14 protein-coding genes are annotated in these 13,638 nt (G+C 65.8%); 8 read left to right on the top strand and 6 right to left on the bottom strand.

What is annotated here, in order from left to right; translation table 11 throughout:
• Window positions 1-115: 115 nt before the first annotated feature.
• The 5 genes from zipA to rpsF all read right to left on the bottom strand — a co-directional run bounded on the left by zipA (window position 116) and on the right by rpsF (window position 5,936).
• Window positions 116-862 carry a cell division protein ZipA gene (gene zipA / locus H4O11_RS02405; protein ID WP_182337832.1) on the bottom strand — a complete coding sequence of 249 codons (747 nt, stop codon included), beginning with the start codon at window positions 860-862 and terminating at the stop codon, window positions 116-118.
• A 107-nt stretch (window positions 863-969) separates the two neighbouring features.
• Window positions 970-4,473 carry a chromosome segregation protein SMC gene (gene smc, locus H4O11_RS02400; protein WP_182337831.1) on the bottom strand — a complete coding sequence of 1,168 codons (3,504 nt, stop codon included), beginning with the start codon at window positions 4,471-4,473 and terminating at the stop codon, window positions 970-972.
• A gap of 225 nt (window positions 4,474-4,698) precedes the next feature.
• Window positions 4,699-5,151: a 50S ribosomal protein L9 gene (rplI, locus tag H4O11_RS02395; protein ID WP_182337830.1), complete on the bottom strand. Its 453-nt coding sequence runs from the start codon at window positions 5,149-5,151 to the stop codon at window positions 4,699-4,701.
• A gap of 102 nt (window positions 5,152-5,253) precedes the next feature.
• On the bottom strand, window positions 5,254-5,484 hold the full coding sequence (gene rpsR / locus H4O11_RS02390; RefSeq protein ID WP_002804494.1) for a 30S ribosomal protein S18: 231 nt from the start codon (window positions 5,482-5,484) through the stop codon (window positions 5,254-5,256).
• A gap of 11 nt (window positions 5,485-5,495) precedes the next feature.
• A complete protein-coding gene (gene rpsF / locus H4O11_RS02385; RefSeq protein WP_182337829.1) occupies window positions 5,496-5,936 on the bottom strand; it encodes a 30S ribosomal protein S6 in 441 nt (146 codons plus the stop codon).
• A 350-nt stretch (window positions 5,937-6,286) separates the two neighbouring features.
• On the opposite strand from rpsF, the gene H4O11_RS02380 reads away from it, so the two are divergent.
• Window positions 6,287-7,504, top strand: coding sequence for an MFS transporter (locus H4O11_RS02380; RefSeq protein WP_182338388.1), 1,218 nt, complete (start codon window positions 6,287-6,289; stop codon window positions 7,502-7,504).
• A gap of 179 nt (window positions 7,505-7,683) precedes the next feature.
• Here the strand turns inward: H4O11_RS02380 and H4O11_RS02375 are convergent, their stop codons facing one another.
• Window positions 7,684-8,022 (bottom strand): HesB/IscA family protein, encoded by a 339-nt coding sequence (locus H4O11_RS02375; protein WP_182337828.1) that lies wholly within the window; start codon window positions 8,020-8,022, stop codon window positions 7,684-7,686.
• A gap of 130 nt (window positions 8,023-8,152) precedes the next feature.
• On the opposite strand from H4O11_RS02375, the gene asnS reads away from it, so the two are divergent.
• The 7 genes from asnS (at window position 8,153) to kynU (ending at window position 13,632) form a co-directional block, all read left to right on the top strand.
• Entirely contained in the window at window positions 8,153-9,547 is a 1,395-nt protein-coding gene (asnS, locus tag H4O11_RS02370; protein ID WP_182337827.1) for an asparagine--tRNA ligase, read from the top strand.
• A 30-nt stretch (window positions 9,548-9,577) separates the two neighbouring features.
• Window positions 9,578-9,877: a hypothetical protein gene (locus tag H4O11_RS02365; protein ID WP_182337826.1), complete on the top strand. Its 300-nt coding sequence runs from the start codon at window positions 9,578-9,580 to the stop codon at window positions 9,875-9,877.
• 7 nt (window positions 9,878-9,884) lie between these two features.
• Window positions 9,885-10,199: a hypothetical protein gene (locus H4O11_RS02360; RefSeq protein WP_182337825.1), complete on the top strand. Its 315-nt coding sequence runs from the start codon at window positions 9,885-9,887 to the stop codon at window positions 10,197-10,199.
• 5 nt (window positions 10,200-10,204) lie between these two features.
• Window positions 10,205-10,846, top strand: a complete 642-nt coding sequence (locus tag H4O11_RS02355) for an FMN-binding negative transcriptional regulator (protein ID WP_182337824.1) — start codon at window positions 10,205-10,207, stop codon at window positions 10,844-10,846.
• 80 nt (window positions 10,847-10,926) lie between these two features.
• Window positions 10,927-11,589: a carbonate dehydratase gene (can, locus tag H4O11_RS02350; protein WP_182337823.1), complete on the top strand. Its 663-nt coding sequence runs from the start codon at window positions 10,927-10,929 to the stop codon at window positions 11,587-11,589.
• A gap of 22 nt (window positions 11,590-11,611) precedes the next feature.
• Window positions 11,612-12,124: a 3-hydroxyanthranilate 3,4-dioxygenase gene (locus H4O11_RS02345; protein WP_182337822.1), complete on the top strand. Its 513-nt coding sequence runs from the start codon at window positions 11,612-11,614 to the stop codon at window positions 12,122-12,124.
• A gap of 233 nt (window positions 12,125-12,357) precedes the next feature.
• Window positions 12,358-13,632, top strand: coding sequence for a kynureninase (kynU, locus tag H4O11_RS02340; RefSeq protein WP_182337821.1), 1,275 nt, complete (start codon window positions 12,358-12,360; stop codon window positions 13,630-13,632).
• The last annotated feature ends 6 nt before the right edge of the window (window positions 13,633-13,638 follow it).

Raw genomic sequence — 13,638 nt, 5'->3', positions numbered from 1 at the left:
ACTACCCGCAATGGGTAGAGCGGGTCCGTGACCCGCTGCTTCTGCGGCGCTGTTGGTCCTACTACACCGCGCTGCGCGCGGGTGACGGGCATGGCCCGTCACTACCGTGTCGCCGTTACCAGCGCGGGGTCTTGGTCAGCGGCGGGGCCTGGTGCTGGCGGTCGTAGGCGCGCAGGTCGTCGCGGATATGCGCGATACGCTGGCGGCCCAGCGCATTGCGGCCGTCATCCAGCACCACCGCATCCAGCAGTTCGGCCATGCGCTGCACCGTGGGCAGCATTTTCTCCCATGCGTCCAGCGCAGTCATCGGCGCAGGCAGGGTCAGGAAAAAGGCGATGGCCGGGGTTTCCATCTCGCGGATGGTGGCCATGTCGAAGCTGCCCGGCTTCATGATGCTGGCCATCGAGAAGATCGGTCCGCGCTCCGGATGGCCTTCGACCAGGCGATGGAACACGCTCATGTGGCCGAACACCAGGCCGGTCTTCTCCGCCGCCACCACGATGTCCTCGCCGCGCAGCACCTCACCGGCGCGCGCAGCGACGAACAACGATACGATCTTGTCGAAATCCTGGTTGGCCCGCTTGCCAAGGTCGCTGTGGACAGCGGCATCGTTCAATCCCAGTTCGGCCTGCAGTCCCTCGCCCTCCAGGCCAGCTTCCGCTGCCAGGCCTGCGTCGCCATCGGCGGCGGCATCGCCTCCACCCAATACGGGTTCGCGGCGTTGCGCCTTGTCGGACCCGGCCTCGCCGTCGACTCGGCGTCCCTGGGTCTTCTTTTTCGGACGGCCAAACAGGAAGATCGCGGCGATCAACAGCAGGCCGGCAGTAAGGATGCCGATGCGCAGCAGTGCGGTGTCGGACATTCGAAGGGTCTCCGGCTAAATACGTTCAGACAAGAATGGCACGATGCAACGCGTCTTGCACCGGGTTCGGCGGCAAGAATGCACCAGACCGGCGTGCAGGGCACGTATCAGGCCGCCCCCGCCAGGCGCGCGGCCTCTTCCAGATCCACGCTGACCAGGCGGCTCACGCCCGGCTCGCGCATGGTCACGCCCGACAACTGGTGCGCGGCCTCCATGGTCGCCTTGTTGTGGCTGACGAACAGGAACTGCACCTTCTCGCTCATCTCCTTGACCATGTTGGCCAGGCGGCCGACGTTCGCCTCGTCCAACGGCGCGTCGACTTCGTCCAGCAGGCAGAAAGGCGCGGGGTTGAGCTGGAAAATGGCGAATACCAGCGCCACGGCGGTCATCGCCTTCTCACCACCGGACAGCAGCGAAATGCTGGAAACACGCTTGCCCGGCGGTCGCGCCATGATGGTCACGCCGGTATCCAGCAGGTCTTCGCCGGTCAGCTCCAGGTAGGCATGGCCGCCGCCGAACAGGCGCGGATACAGCGTCTGGACACCGGCGTTGACGCGGTCGAAGGTGTCCTTGAAACGGCCGCGGGTTTCGCGGTCGATCTTGCGGATCGCGTCCTCCAGCGTTTCCAGCGCGGTGGTCAGGTCCACGTTCTGCGCGTCCAGGTATTCCGAACGCTGCGATGCTTCGCCATATTCCTGGATCGCCGCCAGGTTGACCGGCTCCAGCCGCCGCATGCGCGCATCGATCTGCTGCACGGCCTGCTCCCATTCGCCCGGCCGTGCCTCTTCGGGCAGGCTGGCGATGACCTCTTCCAGCACGAAACCGGCCTTTTCCACTGCTGCCTGCAGCTGTTCGGCACTCAACACCAGCGCCTGCTGGTCCAGCCTGCGCTGCGAAATGCGCTCGCGCTGGGCAAGTGCCTGCTCATCGCGCTTGTGACGGGTCTGCTCCAGCTCTCGCAGTTCCACGTCGATGCCATCGAGCAGCGAACGCGCCTGCGACAGCACGCCATCGGCGCGCACGCGCTCTTCCAGCGCATTCTGGTGTTCGGCCTGCAGCGATTCCACCGGGCTGTCGCCGTCATCCAGTTGGGCATGCAGTTCGCCCAGCCGCGAGTCCAGCTGGCCACGCTGGGTACTCATGCGCTCCAGCGCCTGGCTCAACGACGCCACCTGGGCACGTTGGGATTCCAAGGTGAGCGCAAGCGAATGCGAGGTCTCGCGGGTGCTGCGAGCCGCATCACGGGCACGGTCGCGTGCCTCGCTCATCTGGCGACGCTCGTTCTCCAGCACCTGCCGGACCGATTCCAGGTCGCCCATGCTGCTGACCGCATCCTCCAGCCGTGACCGCGCCTCGCGCGCCTGCTCACGGTTGATTTCCAGGGTTTCCAGCAACTGCGCCAGTTCGCCTTCTATGCGGTCGATGCGGGTGCGGGCGGCCTCCAGCTTGCCTTGCTGCCCCTGCAACTGGCCACCCAGTTCGGACACGCTGCGGTGGGCCTGGTACAACGAACGCTGCACGTCTTCGCGCTGCTGTTCCGCGGACAGCAACTGGTCGCGGAAACCTGACAGCTGCTGCTCCAGTGCACTCTCGCGCTGCTGCAGCTGCTCGATCTGCTCGCGCAGGGTGTTGATCTCGCGCTCACGCAACAGCGCGCCCTGCTTGGCGGCACCGGAGCGCGACACGCGTACCCAGCCTTCGCCCAACCGCTCGCCGCTGCGGGTGATCACCGAATCGCCCTCGCCCAATGTCGCCTGCAGGCGATGCGCGGCGGCAAGGTCCTCGGCCACATGCAGGCGTGCCAGCAGCCGACGGATCGCCGCAGGTCCCTGCACCTTCGCTGCCAGCGAGGTGGCAGCCACCTGCAGCGGCGCGTCATCGTCGGCGACCAGCGCGATGCGCCCCTCGCCGAGTTCGCCCAGCGCATCCACCAGCTGTCCGGGCGCCTCCACCAGGACGCCTTCGATCAGCTGGCCCAGCGCGCTTTCCACGGCATTTTCCCAGCCCGGTTCGACCTGCAGGCGCTCGCCCACGCGCGTCACCGAATCCAGTCCGCGCGCCTTCAGCCAGGCAACCGCCGCGCCCTGCTCCTGGCCCAATGCAGCCTGTTGCAGGGTTTCCAGCGATGCCAGCCTGCCGCGCACGCCGTTGGCCTGCTTGCGCAGTTCAGCCAGTTCGTTCTGGCCTGCACGCTGCTGCTCCTGCACGCTGGCGACTTCCTGCTTGCGCAGCTCCACCTGTTCGCCCAGCTCATCCAGCGTGGTCTTCTGCGTATCGTGCTGCAGGTGCAGTTGTTCAAAGGCTGCTTCCAGCGCATCCACGTCCAGCCCGGCACGTTCGGCCTGCAGCGTCTCGCGACGCCGGTCCGCTTCCAGCACCTGCTTGTCCAGGTAATCCACCCGCGTGCGCTCCACCTCACCCGAACGCGAGGCTTCCGAGCTTTGCCGGGTGTGCTGTTCCCAGCGTGCCTGCCAATCACCCAGCCTGGCCTCTGCATCACGCAGGCTGTCCTGCTTGATCTCGTTCTCTTCCTGCAACTGCTCCAGCTGTGGCGTCGCCGCGTCCACCGCCTCGCGCAGCACCATCAGCCGGGCCTCGTCGCCACTGATGTGCTGGCCCAATTCAGCCAGTGCCTGCTGCGTTTCATCGCGCGCCTTGTGCAAGCGCTGCGACAGTTCGCGCTGGTGCTGGATCTGCTGTTCCAGCCGGGCCAGCGCGCTACCGACCTGGTACACCTCGGCCTGGGCCGCGTTGAGTGCCTCGGCGGATTCCTCGCGACGCACGCGCGAGGTCTCGATGCGCGCCTCGGCGTCGCGCTGTTCGGCGATCAGTTGCTGCAGCCGGGTTTCTTCCTGCGAAAGCCCCTCGCGCAGCTTGCCCAACCGGCCGTCAAGGCCACGGAACTCCAACGTCTTCCATTCGGCGTCCTTGACCCGGCGCTCTTCCTGCAATGCCTGGTACTGCTCGGCCTGGCGCGCCTGGCGCTTGAGGTGCTCCAGCTGCTTGCCGATCTCATCACGCAGGTCGCCAAGCCGGTCAAGGTTCTCGCGGGTATGCCGGATGCGGGTCTCGGTTTCCTTGCGCCGTTCCTTGTACTTGGAAATGCCGGCGGCTTCTTCCAGGTACACGCGCAGGTCCTCGGGACGTGCTTCGATGATCTGGCTGATCATGCCCTGTTCGATGATCGAATAACTGCGCGGCCCCAGGCCGGTTCCGAGGAACAGATCGGTGATGTCGCGCCGGCGGCATTTGGTGCCGTTGAGGTAATAGTTGCTGCTGCCGTCGCGGCTGACCGTGCGTTTGACCGAAATCTCGTTGAACGAAGCGTACTCACCAGAGATGGCGTGGTCGCTGTTGTCGAAGATGAGCTCGACCGTGGCCTGGGATACCGGCTTGCGCGCTGCCGAGCCGGAAAAGATCACGTCGGTGAGCGAATCGCCGCGCAGCCGGCTGGCCGAACTTTCGCCCATCACCCAGCGCACCGCATCGATGATGTTGGACTTTCCGCAACCATTGGGTCCCACCACGCCCGTCATGTTGGTCGGCAGGTGCAGCGTTGTCGGATCGACGAAGGACTTGAAGCCGGACAGCTTGATCGTGGAAAGACGCATAGGGTTTCCGGGCTGGGGCCGTCGCGCGGCCTGCATTTTACCCGCCAAGCCCTTGATCCAACTGGGATCAGGGCCCTGCAACGGGTGTCATGTCCCGAGTATACCGATGTGACCGGGGTCTACGCATGGACGGGGCGGCAGGCGGCGGCGGTTCTGCCGCGCCCAAAAACGAAACGGGCGCCCAGGGGCGCCCGTTTCGATGATGCCACGCCTTGCGGCGCGGGATCAGGCCTTTTCGGCTTCGACCACGACCTTGACGGTGGTTTCGACGTCGGCGTGCAGGTGCACGGTGACTTCGTACTCGCCAATGTTGCGGAAATGGCCTTCGGCCATGATCACTTCGCTCTTGCTCACCGGCAGGCCGGCAGCGGTGAAGGCGGCAGCGATTTCGCGCTCGCCGACCGAACCGTACAGCTTGCCTTCGGTGGATGCGTTGGCAGCGATGGTGACCGACTGGCCTTCCAGCTTGGCCTTGCGGCCGTCAGCTTCGGCATGCGAGGCCTGTGCCTTGGCTTCATACTCGGCGCGCTTGGCTTCGAACTCGGCCTTGTTGCTCTCGGTGGCCGGCACGGCCTTGCCCTGCGGCACGAGGAAGTTACGGCCGTAGCCCGGCTTCACGTCGACCAGGTCGCCGAGGTTGCCGAGGTTGGTGACTTTCTGCAGGAGGATCAGCTGCATGGTGTTGCTCCAGTTGGTATTCGTTAGCGAGGCGATGCCCCGCAGCGGGTGGCTGTCCGAATATCAGGTGCGGGAGGGCGGCGCGAGGCCGCCCCGCCGACATCAGACGTCGTGGTTGTCGGTGTACGGGATCAGGGCCAGGAAACGGGCGCGCTTGACGGCCGTTGCCAGCTGGCGCTGGTACTTCGACTTGGTACCGGTGACGCGGCTCGGCACGATCTTGCCGTTCTCGGTCAGGTACTGGCGCAGGGTGTTGAGATCCTTGTAGTCGATCTCCTTGACACCTTCGGCCGTGAACTTGCAGAACTTGCGGCGACGGAAGAACTTGGACATGTCAGTGCTCCTTAAGCGGCCGAAGCGGCGTCTTCGCCGGCATCGTTGTCAGCGGCGGGGGTGGTGGTCTCACCTTCTTCGTCGTCACGACGACGACGCTCGCCACGCTCGGGCTTGTCGCCCTTCTCGTCCTTGCTCTTCATGATCAGCGACTGCTCGGTGTCCGGGCCATCGCGCTTGACGACCAGGTTGCGCAGCACGGCGTCATTGAAGCGGAAGCTTTCCACCAGCTCGCTCAGCACGGCCTGGTCAACTTCGATGTTGAGCATGACGTAGTGGGCCTTCACCAGGTTCTGGATCGGGTACGCCAGCTGACGGCGGCCCCAGTCTTCCAGACGGTGGATGGTGCCGTTGCCGTTCTCGACGAGCGACTTGTAACGCTCGATCATGGCCGGGACCTGCTCGCTCTGGTCCGGATGGACCAGGAACACGATTTCGTAATGACGACTCATGTTTATCTACCTTTCGGATGTGGCCGTTGAGGCCGGACAGCCCCCCGCAGTTGAGGCGGCGGTGGGGCAAGGGTTCCCGCGCAAGGCGCAGGAAGCCGGAAATTATGCCCGCTGCAGGACCCAAGAGCAACTGGACCGGCCGTGGATGACCTGCAGCGCCGGGCCATGCCCGGCAAAAGGCTGCCGCTGCGCCCGGTTCGGCGCTACCCCCCCCCTTTTTGCCAACCCAGCCCCTGTCAGGAAAACAGCGTTCAGCGGGCGGGACGGAAAGAACGCCATCGTGCTGCACCGCAGCAGTATAATCTGCAATCGTTTACATGCCCCGGATTTCCGTGAACCCGTCCGCTCCCCTGGCAGCCACCTCCTCCCTGGCCGCCGCACTGACGCCGCGCCAGCGCACCTTCATCCTGCTGGCGCTGTCGCTGGGCGGCTTTGCCATCGGCACCAGCGAGTTCGCTAGCATGGGCCTGATGCTGGACATCAGCCGCGGGCTGTCGATCACCGAAGCACAGGTCGGCCACCTGATCAGCGCCTACGCCATCGGCGTGGTGATCGGGGCACCGCTGCTGGCGTTCGCCGGTGCCGGGGTGAGCCGCCGCAACCTGCTGCTGGGCCTGATGGGCTTCTACGCCATCGGCAACTTGGCCAGCGCGCTGGCCCCGAACTACCACACCATGCTGCTGGCGCGCTTCGTGGCCGGCCTGCCGCACGGCGCCTATTTCGGGGTTGCGATGCTGGTGGCCGCCTCGATCAGCCCACCGGCGCAACGGGGCGCGGCCGTTTCCAAGGTGCTGATGGGCCTGTCCATCGCCATCCTGGTCGGCAATCCGCTGACCACCTGGCTGGGCCAGCAGTTCACCTGGCGCACTGCCTTTGCCCTGGTCAGCCTGCTGGCACTGGCCACCGTGGTCATGGTGGCGCGCCACCTGGCACGCGATCCCAACGAAGTACGCACCAGCCCGATGCGCGAGCTGCGCGCGTTCAACCGGCCCCAGGTCTGGCTGGCGCTTGCGATCGGCTCGATCGGCTTTGCCGGCATGTTCTGCGTCTTCACTTATCTCGCCCCGACGCTGGTCAACGTGACCGGCATCGATGAACGCTGGATGCCTGCGGCGGTAGGCCTGTTCGGTATCGGCGCCATCATCGGCAACGTAATGGGCGGCTGGCTGGTGGATCGGCTGCAGTTCCGCGCTGCCGGGGTGCTGCTGGCATGGTCGGTGGTGGTCCTGCTGCTGTTCCCGCTGGCGGCGCACTCGGCCTGGGCGATGGTGCCGGCCATCATTGCGGTGGGCACGATGGGGGCACTGGCTGTCGCCCTGCAGACCCGGCTGATGGATGCGGCCGGTGAGGCCCAGACCTTGGCGGCCGCGTCCAACCACGCGGCCTTCAATACCGCCAACGCGCTCGGCCCGTGGCTGGGCGGCATGGCCATCGGCGCAGGCTTCGGACACGCTTCCACCGGGTATGTCGGTGCAGCGGCAGCGGCGGCAGGCCTGTTGTTGTGGGGCGTGGCGATGGCACTGGAACGCCGGCGTGGCACGGCGTTGCTGGCAACTGACTGCCGTTGATGAGGGGCTGGTCGAACGACGGTGTTCGCGAGGGGCGTGGGGGGGGGTAGTGCCGAGCGATGCTCGGCGGAAACCATCAGCCCCCTACCCCAAAAAGCCGCCGAGCATGCCCAAAGCCGCCGAGCATGGCTCGGCGTTACCGAGGGCTCCATGGCCGCAATGGACCTGCCCCCTTTCGCTCAGCGGTGCGACTCGTCCGTGGTGAAGCTCTCGCCGCAGCCGCATTCGGCCGATGCGTTGGGATTCTGGAAGGTGAAGGTCTCGCTCAGGCCGTGCTTGCCGAAGTCGATGACGGTGCCATCCACCAGCGGCAGGCTCTGCGCATCCACGTAGATGCGCACGCCGTCCTGGTCGAACACGCTGTCGCCCTCGCGCTCATCGCGGGCCAGGTCGGTCACATGGCCCCAGCCGGAGCAGCCGGTGCGGGTGACGCCGAAGCGCAGGCCCAGCGCACCCGGGGTCTGGGCGACGAAGCGCTGCACGCGCTCGAAGGCAATGGGGGTCAGGCTGACGGCCATGGGAAAGCTCCACGAAGGTACGGGACGATTATAAAGGCCACCGGCGGCGCAGAAATGCCTCGCAAGCAGAACGCTGCAACCGGTAAACTTCTCGTTCAAAGATCGAGTCGATCAGCAGAGGATTCAAGTCATGACGGTGGTCAGCGTTGAACATGCGCTTGCCGGGAAGATCCCGGAAGGCGGCGAAGTCACGGTACGCGGCTGGGTGCGCACGGTGCGCGGGTCGGCGAACCTGGCCTTCATCAACGTCACCGACGGCTCCTGCTTTGCCCCCATCCAGGTGGTAGCGGGCGAATCCCTGGCCAACTTCGACGAGGTCAAGCGCCTGACCAGCGGCTGTTCGCTGATCGCCAGCGGCACGCTGGTGAAATCCCAGGGCAAGGGCCAGTCATTCGAGATCCAGGCTACCGCCGTGGAAGTGGTCGGTTGGGTCGAAGACCCCCTCACCTACCCCATCCAGCCCAAGCCGATGTCGCCGGAGTTCCTGCGCGAAGTGGCCCACCTGCGCCCTCGTACCAACCTGTTCGGCGCGGTCACCCGCATCCGCAACTGCCTGTCGCAGGCCGTGCACCGTTTCTTCCACCAGAACGGCTTCAACTGGATCAGCACCCCGATCATCACCACCTCCGACGCCGAAGGCGCCGGGCAGATGTTCCGCGTCTCCACCCTGGACATGGTGAACCTGCCACGCAACGACCGCGGTGAAGTGGATTTCAGCCGTGACTTCTTCGGCAAGGAAACCTTCCTTACGGTGTCCGGCCAGCTCAACGTGGAGGCCTACTGCCTGGCGCTGAGCAAGGTGTATACCTTCGGTCCGACCTTCCGCGCCGAGAACAGCCACACCACCCGCCACCTGGCCGAGTTCTGGATGATCGAGCCGGAAATCGCCTTCGCCGACCTGGCCGAAGACGCGCGCCTGGCCGAGCAGTTCCTGAAGTACCTGTTCCGCGCCGTACTGGACGAACGCGGCGACGACCTGGCGTTCCTCGCCGAGCGCGTGGACAAGAACGCGATCTCCAAGCTGGAGAACTTCATCAATGCCCCGTTCGAGCAGATCGACTACACCGAGGCGGTGAAGCTGCTGCAGGACTCCGGCAAGAAATTCGATTTCCCGGTGGAATGGGGCCTGGACCTGCAGACCGAGCACGAACGCTGGCTGACCGAGGAACACATCGGCCGGCCGGTGGTGGTGACCAACTACCCCGAGCACATCAAGGCCTTCTACATGCGCCTGAACGATGACGGCAAGACCGTCGCGGCGATGGACGTGCTGGCCCCGGGCATCGGCGAGATCATCGGCGGCAGCCAGCGCGAGGAGCGCCTGGACGTACTGGATGCGCGCATGGCCCAGTTTGGCCTGGATCGCGAGCATTACGGCTGGTACCGCGATTTCCGCCGTTACGGCTCGGTGCCGCATGCCGGTTTCGGCCTCGGCTTCGAGCGCCTGGTGGTATATGTCTGCGGGTTGTCCAACATCCGCGATGCCATCGCCTACCCGCGTGCACCAGGCAGCGCCGACTTCTGACCCCCCACCCGACCACGGAGGCCCTGCCCCATGACCCTGTTTTTCGCGCTGTGTTTCTTTGGCGTGGCGATCGCCGGGTTCAGTGCCTTCGTGATCTTCTGGCCACTGACCCTGGTGCACCTGCGCGACCGCCATCCCGCCCTGTCGCAGCGCTTTGGCAGCGGCGCCTTCCTCAAGCCCGAAGCCCTGGCCTGGCTGCTGCGGCGCGACTACCGCACGCAGCCAGACCGTTCGCTGACCGGGCTGGCGACACCGGCATGGGTGTCGCTGTTGACCTTGCTGGCCGGACTGGGCATGGCCGCCCTGCTCTGGCTGGCCTCGCTCTGGTAATCACGAAATGACCGACGACACCCTTTCCCATGACAGCTGGTGGCTGGCCAGCCTCGGCAATACGCTGATCTGGGCACGCCTGCGCATTCGTCCTGCCGGTACTGCCGAGGTGCTGGACAGTGATGGCAATACGCTGAGCTATGACGGCGAAGACACGGCGCGTGCCCAGCTGTTCGACGCCGAGTTCGTCGAGTTCAACGGCCTGGACGAGGAGGATGCCCTGGTGCGCGGCTTCTCGTTGCATGAAGTGCAGCCACCCCAGGCCACCACCGGCGAAGGCCTTCGCGGACTGATGGTGCAGTCGCTGGGCCGCACTGTCTAAGCTGGATGTTCACCCCCCGCGCCTTCGTCGAGACCGACCTGCAGTGGCTGGAGCAGTTGCTGGCACGCGATCCGTTCATCACCCTGCTTACCCCTGGCGATGACGGCCTGCCCGAACTGACCCGGCTACCGGTGTTGTACGTACGCGATGGTGACCGCATCACGCTGCACGGACATTGGGCGAAAGCCAATCCGCAATCCCGTCACGGCGGCATGGCCAAGGTGCTGGTGGATGGGCCGCATGGCTACGTATCGGCATCGTGGTATCCGGACAAGGAAGAGGCCGCGCGCGTACCCACCTGGAACTACGCTGCAGCCGAACTGCGTGGTGAACTGCAGCCGTTCGACGATGCGCACGCGCTGGCCACGCTGGTCGCCGCGACCGCCGATCATTTCGAGGCCGGCGTCGGCCAGGCCTGGCGCTTCGACGCCAACCGCGATGACCAGCGCAGCCAGCTGCGCGGCATCATCGGATTCCGCTTCGTGGTGCAGCAGGTCCAGCTGAAACTGAAGTTCAGCCAGAACCATCCAGCCGCCAACCAGCAGGCCGTCATCGCCGCCCTGGAGCAGTTGCCTTCCCCTGCATCGCACGAACTGGCGCAATGGATGCGCCGTGCCCTGGCCATGCCCGACCGCCACGGCCCTTGATGCCAGCCTGCGTTTCCCGCGACGACGCGACCGGAACAGCCGCGCCTTGCCCTCCACCTCACGCCAGGGACAACCGAACGATGAAAGACATCCACATGCTGCTGCAGAACAACCGCGAATGGGCGGACCGGATCGAGAAGGAAGATCCGGAGTTCTTCCATCAGCTGGCCACGCAGCAGAACCCGGAATACCTGTGGATCGGCTGCTCCGACTCGCGCGTGCCAGCCAACCAGATCATCGGCATGGCGCCGGGCGAGGTGTTCGTGCACCGCAACGTGGCCAACGTGGTGGTGCATACCGACCTCAACTGCCTGAGCGTGATCCAATACGCGGTGGACCAGCTGAAGGTCAAGCACATCCTGATCGTGGGTCATTACGGCTGCGGCGGCGTGTATGCCAGCCTGAACAAGGTACGCGTGGGCCTGGCGGACAACTGGCTGCGCCACGTCGGCGATGTCGCGCAGCGGCACGCGGCGATCCTTGATCCGATCACCGACCCGGACCTGAAGCACGCACGCCTGTGCGAACTCAACGTGATCGAGCAGGTGGTCAACGCCTGCCATTCGACCATCGTCCAGGATGCGTGGGCCCGCGGCCAGAAGCTGATGGTGCATGGCTGGGTGTACAGCCTGAAGGATGGCCGCGTGCGCGAGATGGGCATCGACGTGGGCAGTCCTGAAGAACTGCAGCCCGCCTACGAGAAGGCGTTGTCCTTCGTCCCGCGCGAAGGCAAGCGCGACTGACCGTTCCACCGGGAGCTCCACCATGCTTGCTTCGCCGATCAATCTGATGGCCTGGGTCGAAGAGCACCGCCACCTGCTGAAACCGCCGGTCGGCAACAAGATGATCGAGAACGGCGACTTCATCGTGATGGTGGTCGGCGGACCGAACTCGCGCACTGATTTCCACATCGATGAAGGTCCGGAGTGGTTCTACCAGCTCGAAGGCGAGATGGTGCTGAAGGTGCAGGAAGACGGGCAGGTGCGCGACATCCCGATCCGTGCCGGCGAGATCTTCCTGCTGCCCGGCAATGTTCCGCACTCACCGCGCCGGCCAGCCGGCGGCGTCGGGCTGGTGGTGGAACGCAAGCGCCTGTCGCACGAGCGCGATGGCGTGGCGTGGTACTGCGGGAACTGCAATCACAAGCTTCACGAAGAGTGGTTCCACCTGCAGAACATCGAGACCGACCTGCCGAAGGTGTTCGCGCGCTACCACGCCAGCGTGGAGCTGCGCACCTGCGCGCAGTGCGGGCAGCTGGATCCGCTGCCGACCGCCTGAACCGGCTCCGCTGACGACCACCCGAACCGGTTCCTCTGCTGACCACCCGAACCGGTTCCGCTGCCGACCGCCCGAACCGGCTCCGCTGACGACCGCCCGAACCCGTAGCGCCGGGCCATGCCCGGCGGCTTCCCTCGATGGGCCAACAATCCGCCGAGCACGGCTCGGCGCTACCCGTGCAGCGCGTGGCACGCGGTACACTGGCAAACACGTCATATTGTGTCGTTAATGCCATGTCCGAACCGCTCAGTCGTGCCCATGCCCTCGCCCTGGATGCCAACGATCCGCTGCGTGACCTGCGCAACGAGTTCCTGATCCCACGCCATGCTGGCGGCGAACAAACCTACTTCGTCGGCAACTCGCTGGGCCTGCAGCCGCGCGGTGCACAGGCCGCCGTGCAGGAGGTCATGACGCAGTGGGCAGATCTGGCCGTGGAAGGCCACTTCACCGGCCCCACGCAATGGCTGCGTTACCACAGGCTGGTCAGCGAACCGCTGGCGCGGGTGGTCGGTGCACTGCCCAGCGAAGTAGTGGCGATGAACACCCTGAGCGTGAACCTGCACCTGATGATGGTGAGCTTCTACCGCCCTACCACGCAGCGCCCGGTGATCCTGATGGAGGCAGGTGCCTTCCCCACCGACCGCCATGCGGTGGAGGCACAGATCCGCTTCCACGGATTCGATCCGGCCGACTGCCTGGTGGAAGTGCAACCGGACGAAGCGACAGGCACGATCTCCACGGCCGCCATCGAACAGGCCATCGCCGTGCACGGAGCGCGCCTGGCGCTGGTGTTGTGGCCGGGTGTCCAATATCGCACCGGCCAGGCCTTCGACCTGCACGCCATCGCAGCCCTGGCACGCGCGCAGGGCGCGAACGTAGGCTTCGACCTGGCCCACTCGGTCGGCAACCTGCCGTTGCAGCTGCACGATATCGGCGCGGACTTCGCCGTCTGGTGCCATTACAAATACCTCAACAGCGGCCCCGGTGCCGTGGCGGGCGCGTTCGTGCACGAACGACACCACCGCGATACCACCCTGCCCCGCTTCGCCGGCTGGTGGGGCCATGAAGAAGCCACGCGCTTCCAGATGGCCCCGCAGTTCATCCCGGCCGCAGGCGCCGAAGGCTGGCAGCTGAGCAATCCGCCGATCCTCGGCCTGGCCCCGTTGCGGGCCTCGCTGGACCTGTTCGAGCGGGCGGGCATGGGCGCGCTGCGGACCAAATCGCTGGCGCTTACCGGCCTGCTCGACGCGCTGGTGCAGGCGCGGTTGCCGCATGTGCTGGAACGGGTGACCCCGGCCGAAGACGAGCGCCGCGGCTGCCAGCTCTCGCTGCGTGTCATCGGTGGCCGCGAACGCGGCCGCGCCCTGTTCGAGCACCTGCACGCCGCCGGCGTGCTGGGCGACTGGCGCGAGCCCGATGTCATCCGTATTTCGCCGACCCCCCTCTACAACCGTTACCAGGACCTGCACCACTTCGTGGACGAAGTGCAGGCATGGACTGGCCTTTGATGCCGT

This window comes from Stenotrophomonas tumulicola, assembly GCF_014117215.1.
Taxonomy (GTDB): Bacteria; Pseudomonadota; Gammaproteobacteria; order Xanthomonadales; family Xanthomonadaceae; genus Stenotrophomonas; species Stenotrophomonas tumulicola.
The sequence above is the reverse complement of the archived record's forward strand: the minus strand, read 5'-3'. Positions and strand labels throughout refer to the sequence as shown.